Source organism: Streptomyces tatrensis (assembly GCF_049310065.1).
Classification (GTDB): Bacteria; Actinomycetota; Actinomycetes; order Streptomycetales; family Streptomycetaceae; genus Streptomyces.
Genome location: NZ_JBMDLB010000011.1, coordinates 5,077,810 through 5,093,724 on the forward strand (window position 1 = coordinate 5,077,810; position 15,915 = coordinate 5,093,724).

The window sequence follows — 15,915 nt, forward strand, 5'->3', positions numbered from 1 at the left end:
CGTAGGGATCGTTCGTCAGCGCCGACAACCGATGGCTCACTATCGCGGCATTGTTAGGTGGGGGCGGGCTGCCGAGCCGGGGAGACACGGGGTCAGCAGCGCTATGAGGCGGGCTTGTTGGGCCAAAGTAACGCGTTTTCTGGGGCCTTCTTGCCGCCACCGCGATCCCCTAAGGTACCCGGTATGTCGCTTGCGAACCTGCACCGTTTCACGCTGCCCAATGGCCTGCGGGTCGTCCTGTATCCGATTTCCGGTGTTCCGGCGGTCGGCGTCAGCGTGCACTACGACGTCGGGTTCCGGTCCGAGCCCCAGGGACGTAGCGGCTTCGCCCACCTCTTCGAGCATTTGATGTTCCAGGGCAGCGAGAGCGTGGACCGCCTCGAGCACTTCGGGCATGTGCAGGCGGCCGGCGGCACCGCCAATGGATCGACGCACCAGGACTACACGGATTTCTACCAGGTGGTTCCGTCCGCGGCACTGGAACGCATTTTGTTCCTCGAAGCCGACCGGATGCGCGCACCGAAACTGACCGACGAGAACCTGCGCACCCAGGTGAACGTGGTCAAGGAGGAGATCCGCCTCAATGTGCTGAACAAACCCTATGGCGGCTTCCCGTGGACCGTGCTGCCCGGCCTGCTCTTCCAGACCTATCCCAATGCGCACAACGGATACGGGGATTTCACCGACCTGGGGCAGTCCACGGTCGAGGAATGCGCCGCGTTCTTCGACACCCACTACGCACCGGGCAATGCGGTATTGACCATCGCGGGCGACATAGCCCCGGGCCGGACCGCCGAGCTGGTCCACCGGCACTTCCACGACGTCCCGGCGCGGGTCCTTCCGGCGCCGGTGGACCTGAGTGAGCCGGCGCCGGACCGCGAACTGCGCGGCGACCATGCCGACCCGCATGCGCCGATGCCGGCCACCGCGATCGGCTACCGCATGCCGGACCCGCGCATCGACCTGGACGCCTACCTGGCACACATGGTGCTGTGCGTGGTGCTCACCGGCTCCGGCGAGTCCTCCCGGCTCCGGCGCCGGCTGATCCACGGCGCCGCCCCGCTGGTGACCGATGTGAGCACAGGCTGCGGACTGTTCGGCGCGCTGGAGGCCCGGGACCCTGAAACGTTCCTGTGCGTGGCCACGCATCCGCAAGAGACCGCGACCGACCAACTGCTGGAGGTGGTGGACCACGAACTGGCGGCACTGGCAGCGGACGGCCCCACAGAGGCGGAGCTGGCGCGGGCCACGGCGCTCAGCAGCGTGGGCATGCACCGCAAGTACGACATGTTGCTGGCCCGCACCCGCGCGCTGGGGGCCCAGGAGGTGCTCTTCGGCAAGGCCGAACTCGTGGACGAACTGCCCGGCCGGCTCGCCCGCGTGAGCGCGCAGGACCTGGCGCATGCCGCCGCGTCACTGCGGCCGGACGCCCGCGCCGTGCTGAGCCTGCACCCCGCCGCGTTGCCCGCCCGCCCGCCGAGCCTGTCAGGAAGCTGATCCGTGACCGTCACCTCCTTGGTGCCCTCCCCCACGGGGGAACCCGCCCGCGCCCACCGCAGCGCAGCGCAGATCGGCCGCACCGCGGCCGGGCCGCGCCCGCTGCCGCCGCTGGAGGCCCGCCGCGGCCACCGCCTTCCGGCGCTGGCCGACACCGTGCTGCCCAACGGCCTGCGGGTGATCGCCGCCCGCCAGCCGTCCATCCCGATGGTCGAGCTGCGGATGTCGGTGCCCTTCGCCGGCGCCACCTTCGCGCACGCGGCCACCGCCGAAGTCCTGGCCACCGTCCTGTTCCGGGGCGGGCGCGGCGGGAACGGGGGCCGGGAGGCCGCGATGGCCCGGCACGGCGTCACCCTGGCCGCCCACCGCTCCTCGCAGTGGCTGCAGGTGTCGGGGTCCGCACCCGGCCGCGCGCTGGACACCCTGGTGGACGCGCTGGCCGACGCGGTCACCCACCCGGGCACGGACGAAGCGAAGATCACACCGGTGCGCGAGCGGATGGTGCGGCAGATCGCGATGATCCGCGCGCAGCCACCAGTGGTCGCACAAGAAGCCTTGGTGACGCACTGCTACGGCACGCTGCCCGGCCTGCAGGAGGTGCCCTTTCCCGCGCCGGTCGCCGCCGTCACCGCCGACTCGGTCCGGTCCCTGCACCAGGAGCGACTGCGCCCGCGCGGCACGGTGCTGGTGCTGGTGGGCGACCTCGATCCGGACCGCGCAGTGGCGCTGGTGGCCGCGGCCACCGCGTCCTGGAGCGACACCGGGCCGGCGGTGCCGCCCCTCATGCTGTCGCCGCTGCGCGGTGGGCGGGTCACACTGGTGCCACGGGCCGACGCGGTCCAGTCCCAGATCAAGCTGGTGCGCCCGGCGGTCGCGCGCACCGATGACCGCTTCCCGGCCCTGAGCTTGGCCACGTTGGTGTTCGGCGGCTATTTCTCCTCCCGGCTGGTGACCAACATCCGGGAGGAGAAGGGGCTGGCCTACCGCGCGGAGGCGGGGTTCGAGGACCACCTGGACCAGCTGGTGCTCACGGTCGACGCGGACACCGCCACGCAGGCAACGGTCCAGGCCTACCAGGAAATCCGGGCCGAACTGGGGCGCCTGGCAACTGAGCCGCCGTCGGCGGCGGAGGTCGACGCGGCGCGCGAGTACACCGTCGGCATGGCGATGCTCACCCTGGCGTCCCAGGCCGGGTTCGCCTCCAGCGTGGCCACCGCGGTGTGCCTGGGGCACGAACCGGAGCGGGTGACGGCCTTTCCCGAACTGCTGCGGAGCGTCACCCGCGGCCAGGTCGCCCAAGTGGCCCGGGACTTCTTCGCTCCCGAGGCGTTCGCCGGCGTCATCGTCGGGGACGCGGACCGTTTGGCCTCCGGGCTGCGCGCGGTCGGCGGAGTCGAGCTCGCGGACTCCGCGACGCAGCCCTGACCGGCCGTGAGGTCAAGCGTGTTCTTCGACGTAGGTGATGAGCGCCCACGTGCTTGCCGCCCACAGGCGGATCCCGTCCGGCCCCGGCCTCATCCGAACCCCTCGACGGCGGACTCCGGAGACGGAAACATCACATCCCCTATGATGCGATATGTCCGGAACATGCAACCTCAAATATGGCCCAAGTTTGTTGCCCCGCGTAATGCGCCAGAGATATGATCTTGTTGTTGGAAGTCATTCACTGCGGGCGCGGAAAGCTTTTCGCAGTCCGGGTGGGACGCCTTACCGCTGCCGGAAACCGGCACGACCGACGCGAGTTCACGAGAAAGGCCTGACCCGCCTTTCCGAGGGGGAAACAAAGTGGAGCCACCAAAAAACAGAGCCGCACCCGCCTGCCCGGACGCTGTCCGCCGCCGGCATTCCGGTTCCCGCGAATGTTCGTGAACCGCCTCAGGACTGTTTGAGCTGGGTTTTCAGTCCGTTTGGCTTGGACCTGGACTCGCAGGAGCTGCAGCTCACGCGGGATGCGCCCGGCGGAACGAGATGACCTCCGCTCCGCCCGGCGCCCCGCCAGATCTGCTGCGGGACGTAGGTCCATGCATGCGTCCCGCGCGTTATGAATTGGAGACGAGAGGCGATGTCACGCCCTCCGGTAATGCCAGCTGCCGATAAACTGAATATTGTCCTCGGGGTGCTGTCAGGCACTCAGACGATCGCCGAGGCCGCCCGCCGTGCCAGCGTATCCGAACAGTCCGTAGGCAATTGGAAACGTCAGTTCCTCGAGGGCGGACGCACCGGCCTCGAAGGCGGAACGTCACGGAACGCCCAGCGTGAACGCGATCTCCTTTCCGAAATCACGGAACTGAAGACCGCACTGGGCGAGGCATACGTCCAGCTGCGGGTGCGGCGGAAGTCGGGCGAGTACCGAACGGTCCCTTTTCAGACCTCGAGGCCATCCGAGAGGATGCCAGGATCAATGTCTCGAGGTACTGCGAGATCCTGGGAATCCCTCGGCGTACCTACACGCGCTGGAAGATGAATCACGCGCCCGGCCATCGGGCCGGTGCAGCTGAGCGCGACATGATCCGCGGATGACCCCGGTGCCCCGGGCAGCGATCGCTGCCCGGGGCACCGGCATGTCCGGCACTCCTCTACACCCGCGCCAGCGCCTCGGGCCGGGCCTGCGCACCCTCGTCGTCGATCAGCTCCGCGACCTTCACCGCGTACTCGAGCAGCTCGGGATGCCAGCCCATGTACGCGGCGAAGTCATGGGCATGGGTGAACACCCGCAAGACCGCCGCCCGCCCGGCCACCACCGGATCGGCCGGCACGTCGTACCCCCGGGCCAGGGCGGCCAGAGCGGCGTGGAAGTCGCCCGGATCCAGGTCCACGCCCGGCGTCCGGCGCAGCAGGGCCATCCGCCATTCGACGAACTCCCCCAGCAGCCAGCCGACATCGAAGTCGGCCGGCCCGCGGGCGGTATCCTCGCCGGCCAGCAGGCAGCCGCCGTCCGGCGCGTGGCCCACGATGACCGAGCCCAGGCTGGGGGCGCCGTGCAGGAAGACGTCACCGGCCAGGTCGGTGGCCAGGGCCTGGCACCAGCCCTGCACCCGGTTCCACCGGGCCGTGCCGAACTGGCGGCGGACGATGGAGTGGAAGCCCGTCGCGGCCCGCGGCCCGTGCCCGTCGCGCATCCACGTGGCCAGCCGGGCCGGGCCCGGCGGCCCGGCGGTCGCCAAAGACGCCGGGACCGCGGTGTGCAGCAAGCGCAGCGCCGCACCCGTCCCGGCCAGCGCCCCGGCCACCAGGTCGGGGCGCTGGCGCGGGTCGCGGCCCACGCAAAGCGTGGCCACCGGGACCGGGCCCGGCAGTTGGTAATGCAGAGCGTCACCCACCGCCTCCGGGAGCGCCAGCCGTAGCCCGTCCGGGCGCAGCGCGCTGAGCGCGGCACGGACCGGCGCGCTCGGCGCGCCCAGCGGGGTGGGGCGGTCGGCGCCCGGGCGGCGGATCCACACAAACTCCGGGCCGTCGGCGTGGATGGCGGTGCGCAGGAAGCCGGTGGCGAACTCCTCCACCGCCGGCGCGGTCGTCGGCGTCATTGCTGCTCCGTGTTGGGGGAGGGGACGGCGGCCAGCCGGGCCCGGAGCCGTTCCAGGGCGGGGATGATCGCGGGCAGGGGGGTGGCGACGGTGGCGCCCGGGCGGCCGGTCGTCACGCTGTAACCCGGCTGCGGGGGCACCACGGTCACATTGGGGCGCGCCGCCAGTGCCGCGACGTGCTGGCGGTAGGCGAACGATTCCGCGCCGCCGGGCGGCAGCGCGGGGGCGAGGGCGATGGGCGCCTGGGTGCACTGCAGGGCCAGCAGCAGCGGGGTGTCGGCGACGCCCAGGGCCAGGCGGCTGACGAAGTGGAAGGTCGCCGGGTGGATGACGATCGCGTCCGGCCACTGGGCGAGCTCGACGTGGGTGGCGCCTTCTTCCGGCTCGTCCGGCCAGACGTCCTGCAGGACCGTCCCGCCCGCGAACGCGGTCAGCGCGTCGCGGGTGACGAACCGCTGCGCGGACCGGGTGAGCATGGTGCGCACTTCGGTGTCCGGATAGGCGGTGCGCAGCCAGTTGAGCCACATCGGCATGAACATCACCCCGATGGAGCCGGTGCCCACGAAGAGCACCTTGCCCGCGCCGAAGGGCGGAGCCGGTGCCTCGGCCGGGGGTGCGGCGGTCTCAGCCATGGAGGCGGTCCAGGGCGGCGAAGATGTCCTGGAGGTCGGTCATGACGGCGCCCAGCCCTTCGATATGCATCACGCCGGCGGGATTGAGCACGACTTCGTCGACGCCGCTCTTGCGGTAGCGGTGGAGTTCGGCGGCGATCTCGTCGGGCGTTCCGGCGACGAACACTCCGGCCTCGACCAGGGCGTCCGCGCCCGCGTCCGGGTCGTGCGCGTAGGCCGGGACGCCGGCGCGGCGCAGCATGTCGGTGTAGTGGGCGGCGCTGAGGTGGGCGCCGGCGCCACGGCGGGCGGCCAGGCGGATGTCGCGGCCGGGGCGGGCGACGGCGACATGGACCACGGTGGCCACCCGCGGCGGCGTGCGGTCCACTTCGGCGGCGCCCTCGGCCAGGGCGGGCACCAGGGTGTCGGCGATGTAGTCGGCCGGGGTCATCCAGGTCACGGCCACGTCGGCGACCGCGCCGGCCATGGCGGCCATCCGCGGCCGCAGCACCCCCAGGCCGAGTTCGACCGGCGGGGCGTCCAGGGCGATGAGCTGGGCGTCGATGGAGTGGTACTCGCCATCGCGGCGGGCGAGCTGGCCGTCGAGCAGCTCGCGCATGGAGGTCATGTACTCCCGCATCGCGGTGAGGGGCTTGGCGTAGGGCTCGGGCAGCAGGGAGTCCTGGAACTCCGGGGCGGCCGGGCCGATGCCGGCCACGTACGGGGCACCGGTGAGAGCGGCCACCGAGCGGGCCTGCACGGCGGCGTCGTAGGGGTGGCGCAGGGGTGCGAGGGTGACGCCGCTGCCCATCGGGATGCGGTAGCCCATGCCGGCCAGGGTCGCGAAGAGCTGGTGGGTGTCCAGGCGCAGGGACTGCCCCAGCCACAGCCGGCCGGCGCCGCGGCGTTGCAGCAGCCGGGCGAAGGGAAGGATCTGCCCGGTGTTGGTGGGCTGGATCGGGTACATGACGCTGGTGTTGTGTGTGGAGGCCATGGGGTCACCCCTCAGTAGGAACGTTGGCCGACGAGTTCACGGCGGGCCGCCAGGCGGCTGCCGGACTCCCGGCGGGAGGACTTCAGCAGCAGCCGCGGGGCGAGCAGCAGCCCGAGCAGCGTCCAGGCGCCGAGCACGCCGAGGGTCTGCCAGTGCTGCCAGCTCTGGCCGGTCTCGGCCACCAGCGCACTGTCGGGCAGCAGGGCGGAGCGGATGCCCTGGGCGATCCACTTCAGCGGGAAGACCTGGCCGGTGATCTGCAGCCACTGCGGCATGCTCGTGACCGGGAAGAAGATCCCCGAGATGAACAGCAGCCCGAGCATCGGGATCATCACCCCGGCCAGGGCCTGGCGCGGGTTGGGCAGCACCGCGCCGATCGCCGCACCCAGCAGGGACAGCGCGACCAGGCCCAGGGTGATGACCCACAGCAGGGTGCCCCACTGGTCCAGGCGCTGGGGGAACCCGGAGCCGGAGGTGAGCGCGCCGCCGACCAGCAGCAGCACGGTGCTCAGCACGGCGATCGCGAGGACCATCACGGTCTTGCCCACCAGGTGGGCGGCCATGCCGCCGGGCACGCCGCGCAGCCGCAGCAGCGTGCCGTCCTCGCGTTCTGTGGCCAGTTGCTGCGGCAGCCACACCATCGCGATCATCACCAGGAGTGCGGCGACGCTCCCGGCGATCACCATACGGGAGGACGGCACCGGGCTGCCCGGGATGTTCCCGGTCTGGAACGACGCGGTGAGCAGGAACATCACCGGGTTGCCCAGATGGCCGAGGTACTCGCGAGGGGTGCGCGCGGTCTGGCGCAGTTCGGTCGTCCCCCGGTGCAGCCCAACGGCCAGGGACTGTCGGCTGATCACGCTTCCTCCTGGTGGAGCATGCCCAGATAGGTGTCTTCCAGCGTGGGCCGGCGCACCTCCAGGTCAGGGATGGGGCCGCCGAGCCGGGCGTGGAGGTCCCACACCACAGCGGAGGGGTCCTTGGTGTGCTGCTGGCGCCGCTGACCGGCCTCGGACCAGCGCACCTCGGCATCGGCCTGGATCTGCGCGGCCAGTTGGTCGATGGACCCCGCGGCGATGAGCCGGCCCGAGACCAGCACCGCGATACTGTCGGCCAGGCGTTCGGCCTCGGCCAGGTCATGGGTGGTGAGCAGCACCGTCATGCCTTCGACCGCGGTGAGCCGTTCCACCAGGGTATGGAAGTCGCGGCGCGCCTCCGGGTCGAATCCGGTGGTCGGCTCGTCGAGGAAGAGCAGTTCGGGTCGGCCGATGATGCCCAGCGCCACGTCCAGGCGCCGCCGTTGGCCGCCGGAGAGTTTCTGGCATTCCTGTCCGGCCTGTTCGGTCAGCCCGACGGTCTCCAGCAGCTCGGCCGGGTCGCGGGGGTCGGGGTAGTACCGCGCGAAGTGCTCGACCAGCTCCCCCACGCGCCAGCGGGCATGGTCGCGCCAGGACTGCATGACGATGCCCAGCCGGGCCCGCCAGGCGTCGTCGGCGTGCTCGGGATCGGTCCCCAGCACGCTGACGTCCCCGCTGGAACGGCGGCGGAACCCCTCGAGGATCTCGATGGTGGTGCTCTTGCCGGCCCCGTTGGGTCCCAGCAGCGCGAGCACCTCCCCGCGCCGGACGTCCAGGTTCACTCCGTGGAGCACATCGCGTGATCCGTAGCGCATCCGCAGGTTCCGGATACGGATCGCGGGAGGGACGGGTTCGGGGGATGGCGCCGTCACCGGCGGCGCTGCTGAGGGAAGGGCCATATCGCTGGACTTTAACGATCAGACGATCTTCGCCAGGCCTCCCGGAGGAAGTTGGCCCAGCATCCATGTGTCCTCCCCCACGCGCCACATATGGCTTCTGAGCTGGGCAAACGCATTCTCCGGCACGTGGTTTCCCAACTAAATGACGTCGGTGCTTTCTTGGCAGCCGCTTGGGCCCCGGCGTGGACACCCCGCACGGTCGGGGGCGCCCCGGAGCACGCCGCCGGGTGTGGGCGGCGATGATCAGCCAGGTCCACAGGTCCACAGGTCCACAGGTCGGCAGGTCCGCAGGTCGGCGGTCTGCTTGAACAGGCGGAAGGTGTGCTCAAGGAGTAAGCCGCAGTGCACACATAGACCACACGGGGGTGGGGAATGCCCCTGTCATTGGGGCGGATGCCCTGTTGTCCCGGAGGTGAACCGGGTGATGGCCCAGCGGTCGCTGGGCCTTCGGCGGCCAGTACGTCAACGCCATCAGCCCTGCCAAGGCGCGGACTTGGTGCGCGGAACGGCGTACGGCGACCGGTGCGACCACCACGGCGAAGTCCTACCGGCTACTGAAAGCCGTCATGCAGACAGCCGTCGAGGACGAGTTGATCCGCCGGAACCCCTGCTCCATCCGCGGTGCGGGACGCGAGGACGCGGACGAGCGGCCCGTGGCCACCATCGCCCAGGTCTTCGCGCTCGCCCAGGCCATCGGTATCCGCTGGCGACTGATGCTGCTGCTGGGCGCCTTCGCCTCCATGAGACCCGAGGAGCTGGCCGAGCTGCGCCGTGGCGACATCGGCCTCGACACCGGATCCGTGCGCGTCCGACGTGCGGCTCCGGAGCTGAACACCGGACGCAGGGTGATCGGCGACCCCAAATCCCGGGCGGGCAAGCGGGAGATCATGCTGCCAGGCTTCGTCATCCTCGACGTACGCCGGTACCTGGACTGGTACGCCCAGCCCGGACCCGAGGGCCTGGTGTTCGTGGGAGAGGAGGGCGCTGCCCTGCGCGGCACCGCCTTCGGCCGCAAGCGGCGCAAGGTTCGCGACGCGATGGGCATGTCGGCGGAGTTCCGCTTCTACGACCTGCGCCACACCGGAAACACCCTCGCGGCGGACACCGGCGCCAAGCTGAAGGACCTCATGGTCCGCGCGGGCCAGTCCTCGGAGCGGGCGCAGCTGATCTACCAGCACTCCCCAAGGAGCATCAGCGCGCGCTCGCCGACAACATCGACGCCGATGTCCGCCGCCGGCGCACGCAGCCGGACCGGCACAAGGGCGGGACCACGGCAGCCACCGTCCACAAGCTGGTGCCACGACTTCCGGCTCCCGGTGGGGCCGCTCGGAGGAGGTGACGCCCCAGCGTGTGACGTAGGCCCCCATCGCGGGCCGCCCGCTGTTCACCGCCCTGAAGGGCACGGTAGGGGCACGGGGTCACGCATCGCGCCGCCGTACCGGGTCACCGCGGCCCGGGAGTAAGCGTCCCTATTGCGTCGCGTCGCAGCTCTCGCAGCGGCTCACAGCCACCCGCTCGGCGTTGCCCTGGGTGGCGCGGAGAGGGTTGGAGGGCGCGAGACGTCGCCATGCCCCGGGGGACGGTGCGGGGACCCAGCCGTAGCGGGGTGGCTGGATGTCGGCCGGGACGATGTGCATGCAGCCAGGAAGGTGGGCCTTGCCGCTGGTGTGGATGATGATCGTAGCCGTCGGCCAGCCGTCCCATTCGCTGGTGGGCGCGCCGCTGCGCGGTACGCGGGGAGCGCAGTCTGCGCAGTTGTGCATTTCATGGCGCTCGCAGTACTGCATCGTCCTCACCCAGTCAGGTCTCGAGCTGTTGCTCGGTACGGTCGAGCCGGCTCAGGTACCAGTGCGAGAAATCGTGTCCGGTCGGCTCGATCCCTCGATCTGCTGGTCTCAGATCCTCCCAGATGGCACCTCGGTGCGGGCCCGTCATGACCATCAGCGAGGCATAGCCGCATCCCTGGTCACTGCGGTACACGGCCCCCGCCCCCCCACCCCCCCTCTGCGCTATACAGCTCCTCGTAGCGCGCATCCCAGGCAAGATTGGCTCTGCCGGCCCAGCCGTACAGCCGAGAGGCGTGGCGAAGGCGTCGAGGGCGTGCCGCCGCTGCCAGGGCAGACCCCGGGCGGCGATCGGTACGAGCAGCTCGGCGAGCAGGCCGGACCTGAACACCGGGAAGGCGATCTCGCACGAGGCGTCGAAGCGGTCGCTCGCGGCGTCGCCGCAGGAGGCGAAGGGCCATCGGCGACAGCCCGACGCAGAAGAACCCGAAGGCCGCTGCGAAACTCTTAGGCATACGTGCCTCTTTGGCACAGTAGCGCCTAAGAGGGGTGGACATGCAGGACGGCGACCTCAAGGTCTCGGAGGACGGCCTCACCAGCCTCGCTGACGATCTCGATCAGATGCAGGGTCATCTGGAGCGGCAAATCCGCGATATGGACAGGGTGGTCGACAACATCGCGGCAGGTTGGCAAGGGCCCACGGCCACGGCCTATCGCGCTCTGCACCGGGGAGCCGCCGAGGACGCCGTGCGGATCCGGCAGGTGCTCTCCCTCCTTGAAGAAGCCACCCGGGCCTCCCGTGACGGCTTCACGGCCCAGGAGCTGGAGGTCCTGGCCGCGTTCAAGCGGGTGCAGAGCCGGGAGGACGTGTCCCGGGCCGCCGAGGCGTTGACCGTACCGGACCAGGGGGCCGCGGCCCCGGTCCCGGCCCCGGTCCCGAAGAGCCGTCTCCAGGACATCTGAAAGCAGGGGGATCAGCACCACCATGTCGGACGACGATCGGATAACTGTCGATTTCGCCGCCCTGCAGCGCCTCTCGGGGGACCTGGAGGCGATCCTCAAGGACCTCAACGAGAAGCTGGACGTGCTGTACGAGCGGGCCAAGAAGGCCGTTCTGAGCTGGGACGGTGAGGCACGGGAGGCCTTCATCGACGAGCTGGACAAGTGGGACCGCTCGGCCCAGGATCTCAAGGCCGCGCAGGCGTGGCTGCACGAGGTCGTGGTCAAGGGGCACCTCAACTACGCGGCGGCGAACAAGTCCGTGCTGCAGGGCTGGGGAGGCGGCGCCTGATGGCCGGACCCACCCCGGCGCAGCCGCCCGCCGGAGGCGGCAACATCGACGTCAAGCCGTCGAGCCTGTGGACCGTCTCCGGCAGGGTCGCCGGGCAGCAGGACGGCATGATGCGCGGCTCGAACACGCTCCTGCAGGAGCTGCAGAAGTACCCGGACGCCGGCGGGGCGGGCACCGAGGGCGAGAAGTTCGCGCAGGCCTACAAGAAGATAGGCAATCGCTGGCTGGAGGTGTGGGGCAAGAGCGTGGTCAGCGTCGGCGGCGTGGCGGTGGGGTTCACCGAGACCGCCAACGCCTACACCAAGGCCGATGCGGCGGCCCACCCCAAGCCCGGGCAGGCCGCGGAGCAGCGCCCCCTGCCCACGGTGATCGACAGGGAGCCCATGTTCGGCAGCGTCCCCGACATCAAGTGGGGTGACGACGACGGCGGTGACGACCTGATACGCGGCGCAATGGAGGGCATACCGGAGATCGTCCGGGACGTCCTGCAGCCCGTCGCGAAGCACGTCTTCCGAGTCGGCAAGGTGGCGGACGTACACCCCTTCCCGCAGCAGCACTACCTCAACTCGCACTGCCACAGCTGGATGAACGTCTCGACCGTCGTGACCACCGCTGCGGACAACCTGACCATGGCCATCGGCTCGATCACCAACCACCAGAAGGCCGACTGGGAAGCCGCCATGCGGACGTTCTGCAGTGCGCTGTGGGGCGGGACGGACTGGGGCCAGTCCCGGCTCGGCTACCAGTGGGGGCACAGCAGCGGTCCGCACGGGGCACGGGTGCCCACGGGCAGTGAGCCGGTGATGACCGTGCTCAAGGACGTGGCGATCAAGATCAGCGACTGCCTGCGCGAGTACGCGGAAGCCGCCGTCGAGCTGAACCACGATGTCTTCGAAGAGCTGAAGCGGGCCATGAGGGAGGCCGCGACGAGCATCCTCGACGACATCGAAAAGGCCAAGGAGAAGCCCAGCCTCAAGACCATCGCGGGCGCCGTCACCAGCGTGGCCGGCGGGATCGGCGGGGCCACCGGACTCCTGCTGAAGTTCGACGTCAACACGGTCCTGAAGCTGGACAAGGCCAAACTCAACCGGATCGTGGACAAGTACACCGGCATCGTCGACGGCCTCACCACGCGCATGGACGCCCTCCAAGCGCCCCTGGACGAAGCACACATGAGCGCCCCGAAGTTCGAGGCCGGCGTCGCCCGCGCCCACGGCTTCGGCGCCCGGTCGCTCAACGACTTCAAGCACGAGCAGCAGTGGACCGTCCAGGGCTCGAACGGCAACATGGCCTTCGACCTCGCGGCCAACGAGTACCTCGGCGGCGGCCACACCCTGGACAAGCACGTGGGCAAGACCGACGAGCAGCTCGCCCAGCGGCTGCGCGACCAGTCCGACCCGTCCAATACCTGGCCCGAGGGCGCCAAGCCCAGCATCGGCGGTTCGTCGAGCTTCAAGACGATGGCGGACGCACAGCGACTCACCGAGCAGAACCTCCGGCTGAAGCAGGCCGAGATCGACGCCTGGATCGCCTCCAACCCGCCGGAGGGCAAGAACATGGCCTTCGAGAGCCCGACGGCCAATGGCGAGGTCAGCGGCAGCTACGTCTCCAAGCAGCCCACGCCCAACCAGGACGGGTCCCCGGGCACGATCCCGGGGACGGGTTACAAGGACCGCGGCCTCGACGCGAAGGCGGTCGACGTCAAATACGTCAAGACCGTCCTCAAGTACGATTCCAGCCTCGATCCCCCGTACATCATCTACACGTCTATGCCCTCGCCCCGACCGAAAGATCTCCAGGGACCCTGATGAACGCCCTCGACAGCAACATCTGGGAAGCCGCGCTGCTACGGCTCCTGGAGGACGTCCACACTTTCGCCAGGAGCGGCCCCCGGCTGCACGAGGACTGGGCCGAGGACGTCCTCGCCGTCATGGAGCGGTCGGTCGCCGACCCACGGGGCTGGTCCGTCCGGGAATCGGAGACGTGGAAGGTCGGATGGGAGGCCGGTCACCCCTCCTACCCGTTCCATGCGCTGACCGCCGAGAACCTGCGCGCCGGGGTCCGCCCGATCACGGCGGGTGCCGCCGTCGAGCTGCTCGCCTCGCTGACGCAGGAGTGGTTCTTCGAGGGCTCCCCGGTCCGGTCGCGGGAGGACCGCGACACGGTGCTGGCGGACGCCCGGACCCTGCTGGACCGGTTCGGCCCCGATGCGGTGTTCTGGTCCTCCTCCGACCTCGCCCGCACCTGCGACGCGCCGGACTTCCTGGCGCGGGACCTCGAAGGCGGCCACCCCTTCACCGGCTACATGATGGATCTCGGCCTGATCGCGGTGTCCGCGGACGAGGTCGGCGTCTTCTGGTCGTTCAACGCGCAGTGAGGATGATCCGATGCTGACCCGATCCGCCACCTACCCCGACCGGGAGACCGCCCAGTGGGCCACCCAGCACGTGGTGACCGCCAACGAGCAGGTCATCCACCGCTGGCTCGCCCAGGGAACGCGGGCCCGCCTTACCATCGAGGCGGCCTGGCCTTCCCGTGAGGAGCCCGTCGGCCGGGTGCAGCTGGAGGCGATGCTGCTCGCCGGACAGGAACCCATCGACGTCCGCGCCGCCCGCGTCGTCCTGCGCCGTGAGCCCGTCAGCCCGTACGGATTCGTCGTCCAGACCACTGTCCCGTTCTACCTGTAGAGGCAACCGACCGTGTCCATGAAGCCCCTCGAACACGACCGGCGCTACGGCGAGCTCGATCAGGTGCTACGCGCCTACCTCGGCCAGCCCGCCGATGACACGGCGGACCAGCGCAGCGGCGCTCTGGACGCCTATCTGCGCCACACCTGGCACACCCGGCCCTGGGCCATCGCGGAGGCGGAGCGCCAGCTGCGCGAGTACGGCCGCAATCCCCCGGGGCGCCTGCGGATCGACCTCGGCGAGTTCTACGCCGTCCCCGACATCGGAGTTCCCGAGTCCGCGATCGGTGACTGGCTCCTCCTGCTCGCCGACCATCTCAAGCAGAGCGTCGAGGACGGCGAGGTGCCGCCGCCGGCGACCCCGCAGACCCACTGGGAGTGGCACGCACGGTTCCCGGAGACTGCGCAGCTGCTGGGGGGCTGGTTCTCGCAGGACATCGTCGACGAGTTCCCCGACCACGAGGCAGCGGTCGCGGACTACGCCGCCACCACCGACCCCCAACTTGTCGCCCACCTCGTCGGTGAGCTCCACGAACTGATCGCCCTCCCGATGGACGAAGGCGACTACGCCCTGGCCGCCGCGGAACTCGGCATGGAGGTCAACCCGCCCGAGCCGTTCTCGTACGGAGCGTGGTTCCAGTCGGTGGCGACGGTCCTGTCCGACGGCTGACGCAGACGCCCAGTGTGTGACGTAGGCGCCCTATCGCGGGCCTGGCGAATCAGCGATCAACCTGGCGCCCCGTGAGGGGGCTTGTGGCACGCGAATGGCACGCGGGCTCTTAGAGGTCTAGACAACGAAGAAGGCCCAGGTCGCTGACCTGGGCCTTCTTGCAAGAGCGGATGACGGGAATCGAACCCGCGCTATAAGCTTGGGAATCTACGGCACGCGGGTGATCCATATGGCCTCCGAGCTGCGGCTTTACTCCCCGGCGGCCTCTGCCGCTACGGCCTTTGCGCGCCGGTTCTGACCGCTGTTCACCGCCCGTTGGGGCACGGCTGGGGCACGGCCTGGAACGGGGTCGTCGCCAGGGCCTTGCGGTGCGCCCGTTCAGGGGTTAGGCGCGGTGGCCGAGAGGCTGAGTTGCGGGTGCGATCGGCGCCGGTCAGACATTCCCGCCCGCCAGAGGTGAGCAGCAGCGGACTGTCACCCCTGACGGGTCGGGGGAGCGGATGCGTCCGGGTCAGCTGGTAGCGCCGAACAGTGCGGTGCCGGGGGCGTCGGCGTCGTTGCTCAGGTAGACGTCGCGGGATGCCTGGACGAACTCCTCGACACTGATCCAGCCGTTGCCGTCACGGTCGAGGCGGGCGAAGGTCTCCGCGCTGATCTTCTCGTCGACTCCGTAGGCGCGGTAGATCTGCTGGACCTCCGAGGCGCTCAGCTGGCCGTCCTCGTTGGTGTCGGCCGCGGCGAAGGTCACTTCGCAGACGCGGGCCATGCGGTCGGCGTAGGCAGGGTCGTTCTGGAGGCCCTCCTCGACCGCCGTGAGGAACTCGTCCCGGGTGATCTTGCCGTCCCCGTCCTTGTCGGCTGCGCTGCGGAAGACCTCCCACCAGGAGGTGAACGCTTCGTCGATGTCAGCGGCGAGCCGACCGTCCATGGCGGGACGCAGGCCGCGCATGCGCTGGGCGAGGGTGGTGAAGTCGTCGACGGTGAGGAAACCGTCGCGCGTGAGGTCCAGGGTGTCGAAGACGTGGTTGAGGTTGGTGCGCTGAAGCTGTCCGAGCATGGGGTCGTCTCTTTCTTGCATGGAGCGTGCGCGGTGTTCGGTCGA

General features: G+C 70.1%; 16 protein-coding genes and 1 pseudogene. 10 read left to right on the plus strand and 7 right to left on the minus strand.

The annotated features are described in order from the left end of the window. The first annotated feature begins 183 nt into the window (after positions 1–183). The 3 genes from ACODT5_RS39045 to ACODT5_RS39055 all read left to right on the plus strand — a co-directional run bounded on the left by ACODT5_RS39045 (position 184) and on the right by ACODT5_RS39055 (position 3,961). On the plus strand, positions 184–1,497 hold the full coding sequence (locus ACODT5_RS39045; RefSeq protein ID WP_422523742.1) for a M16 family metallopeptidase: 1,314 nt from the start codon (positions 184–186) through the stop codon (positions 1,495–1,497). Between the two features lie 3 nt (positions 1,498–1,500). Beyond that, positions 1,501–2,922, plus strand: a complete 1,422-nt coding sequence (locus ACODT5_RS39050) for a M16 family metallopeptidase (protein ID WP_422523743.1) — start codon at positions 1,501–1,503, stop codon at positions 2,920–2,922. A 655-nt stretch (positions 2,923–3,577) separates the two neighbouring features. Next, positions 3,578–3,961: a helix-turn-helix domain-containing protein gene (locus ACODT5_RS39055; protein WP_422523744.1), complete on the plus strand. Its 384-nt coding sequence runs from the start codon at positions 3,578–3,580 to the stop codon at positions 3,959–3,961. Positions 3,962–4,073: 112 nt separating this feature from the next. Here ACODT5_RS39055 and ACODT5_RS39060 read toward each other — a convergent pair whose 3' ends face one another. From ACODT5_RS39060 to ACODT5_RS39080, 5 genes are read right to left on the minus strand one after another with little or no spacing between them, the layout of a single operon-like run. Further along, complete coding sequence (locus tag ACODT5_RS39060) at positions 4,074–5,021, minus strand: hypothetical protein (RefSeq protein WP_422523745.1); 948 nt, start codon at positions 5,019–5,021, stop codon at positions 4,074–4,076. Further along, positions 5,018–5,653, minus strand: a complete 636-nt coding sequence (locus tag ACODT5_RS39065; RefSeq protein WP_422523746.1) for a flavoprotein — start codon at positions 5,651–5,653, stop codon at positions 5,018–5,020. Before ACODT5_RS39065 ends, ACODT5_RS39060 begins: the two co-directional genes overlap by 4 nt. Continuing rightward, the gene (locus ACODT5_RS39070) at positions 5,646–6,626 is read right to left on the minus strand and encodes an LLM class flavin-dependent oxidoreductase (RefSeq protein ID WP_422523747.1); all 981 of its coding nucleotides are present in this window, start codon (positions 6,624–6,626) and stop codon (positions 5,646–5,648) included. Before ACODT5_RS39070 ends, ACODT5_RS39065 begins: the two co-directional genes overlap by 8 nt. Before the next feature lie 11 nt (positions 6,627–6,637). Then, the gene (locus tag ACODT5_RS39075) at positions 6,638–7,486 is read right to left on the minus strand and encodes an ABC transporter permease (RefSeq protein WP_422523748.1); all 849 of its coding nucleotides are present in this window, start codon (positions 7,484–7,486) and stop codon (positions 6,638–6,640) included. Then, positions 7,483–8,298 carry an ABC transporter ATP-binding protein gene (locus tag ACODT5_RS39080; RefSeq protein ID WP_422523749.1) on the minus strand — a complete coding sequence of 272 codons (816 nt, stop codon included), beginning with the start codon at positions 8,296–8,298 and terminating at the stop codon, positions 7,483–7,485. Before ACODT5_RS39080 ends, ACODT5_RS39075 begins: the two co-directional genes overlap by 4 nt. A gap of 530 nt (positions 8,299–8,828) precedes the next feature. Between ACODT5_RS39080 and ACODT5_RS39085 the strand changes: the two are divergent. Beyond that, positions 8,829–9,721, plus strand: a pseudogene (locus ACODT5_RS39085) (tyrosine-type recombinase/integrase); the annotation flags it as partial. Between the two features lie 130 nt (positions 9,722–9,851). On the opposite strand, the gene ACODT5_RS39090 reads toward ACODT5_RS39085, so the two are convergent. Further along, complete coding sequence (locus tag ACODT5_RS39090) at positions 9,852–10,145, minus strand: hypothetical protein (RefSeq protein WP_422523750.1); 294 nt, start codon at positions 10,143–10,145, stop codon at positions 9,852–9,854. Positions 10,146–10,721: 576 nt separating this feature from the next. Between ACODT5_RS39090 and ACODT5_RS39095 the strand changes: the two genes are divergently transcribed. From ACODT5_RS39095 to ACODT5_RS39120, 6 genes are read left to right on the plus strand one after another with little or no spacing between them, the layout of a single operon-like run. Then, positions 10,722–11,129, plus strand: a complete 408-nt coding sequence (locus tag ACODT5_RS39095; RefSeq protein ID WP_422523751.1) for a WXG100 family type VII secretion target — start codon at positions 10,722–10,724, stop codon at positions 11,127–11,129. Positions 11,130–11,151: 22 nt separating this feature from the next. Beyond that, positions 11,152–11,457, plus strand: a complete 306-nt coding sequence (locus ACODT5_RS39100; RefSeq protein ID WP_422523752.1) for a WXG100 family type VII secretion target — start codon at positions 11,152–11,154, stop codon at positions 11,455–11,457. Beyond that, on the plus strand, positions 11,457–13,265 hold the full coding sequence (locus ACODT5_RS39105) for an RNase A-like domain-containing protein (protein WP_422523753.1): 1,809 nt from the start codon (positions 11,457–11,459) through the stop codon (positions 13,263–13,265). The genes ACODT5_RS39100 and ACODT5_RS39105 overlap by 1 nt, the downstream gene beginning before the upstream one ends. Continuing rightward, on the plus strand, positions 13,265–13,834 hold the full coding sequence (locus tag ACODT5_RS39110; RefSeq protein WP_422523754.1) for a hypothetical protein: 570 nt from the start codon (positions 13,265–13,267) through the stop codon (positions 13,832–13,834). Before ACODT5_RS39105 ends, ACODT5_RS39110 begins: the two co-directional genes overlap by 1 nt. Positions 13,835–13,844: 10 nt before the next feature. Continuing rightward, a complete protein-coding gene (locus ACODT5_RS39115) occupies positions 13,845–14,144 on the plus strand; it encodes an RNase A-like domain-containing protein (protein WP_422523755.1) in 300 nt (99 codons plus the stop codon). A 12-nt stretch (positions 14,145–14,156) separates the two neighbouring features. Then, positions 14,157–14,813 carry a contact-dependent growth inhibition system immunity protein gene (locus ACODT5_RS39120; RefSeq protein ID WP_422523756.1) on the plus strand — a complete coding sequence of 219 codons (657 nt, stop codon included), beginning with the start codon at positions 14,157–14,159 and terminating at the stop codon, positions 14,811–14,813. A 511-nt stretch (positions 14,814–15,324) separates the two neighbouring features. Here ACODT5_RS39120 and ACODT5_RS39125 read toward each other — a convergent pair. After that, positions 15,325–15,870: an EF-hand domain-containing protein gene (locus tag ACODT5_RS39125; protein ID WP_422523757.1), complete on the minus strand. Its 546-nt coding sequence runs from the start codon at positions 15,868–15,870 to the stop codon at positions 15,325–15,327. Positions 15,871–15,915 lie beyond the last annotated feature (45 nt).

Coding starts and splice junctions, on each gene's coding strand:
- ACODT5_RS39045 (WP_422523742.1), top strand. CDS start 184: ATGTCGCTTGCGAACCTGCACCGTTTCACGCTGCCCAATGGCCTGCGG.
- ACODT5_RS39055 (WP_422523744.1), top strand. CDS start 3,578: ATGCCAGCTGCCGATAAACTGAATATTGTCCTCGGGGTGCTGTCAGGC.
- ACODT5_RS39060 (WP_422523745.1), bottom strand. CDS start 5,021: ATGACGCCGACGACCGCGCCGGCGGTGGAGGAGTTCGCCACCGGCTTC.
- ACODT5_RS39065 (WP_422523746.1), bottom strand. CDS start 5,653: ATGGCTGAGACCGCCGCACCCCCGGCCGAGGCACCGGCTCCGCCCTTC.
- ACODT5_RS39070 (WP_422523747.1), bottom strand. CDS start 6,626: ATGGCCTCCACACACAACACCAGCGTCATGTACCCGATCCAGCCCACC.
- ACODT5_RS39080 (WP_422523749.1), bottom strand. CDS start 8,298: ATGCGCTACGGATCACGCGATGTGCTCCACGGAGTGAACCTGGACGTC.
- ACODT5_RS39090 (WP_422523750.1), bottom strand. CDS start 10,145: ATGCACAACTGCGCAGACTGCGCTCCCCGCGTACCGCGCAGCGGCGCG.
- ACODT5_RS39095 (WP_422523751.1), top strand. CDS start 10,722: ATGCAGGACGGCGACCTCAAGGTCTCGGAGGACGGCCTCACCAGCCTC.
- ACODT5_RS39100 (WP_422523752.1), top strand. CDS start 11,152: ATGTCGGACGACGATCGGATAACTGTCGATTTCGCCGCCCTGCAGCGC.
- ACODT5_RS39105 (WP_422523753.1), top strand. CDS start 11,457: ATGGCCGGACCCACCCCGGCGCAGCCGCCCGCCGGAGGCGGCAACATC.
- ACODT5_RS39110 (WP_422523754.1), top strand. CDS start 13,265: ATGAACGCCCTCGACAGCAACATCTGGGAAGCCGCGCTGCTACGGCTC.
- ACODT5_RS39115 (WP_422523755.1), top strand. CDS start 13,845: ATGCTGACCCGATCCGCCACCTACCCCGACCGGGAGACCGCCCAGTGG.
- ACODT5_RS39125 (WP_422523757.1), bottom strand. CDS start 15,870: ATGCTCGGACAGCTTCAGCGCACCAACCTCAACCACGTCTTCGACACC.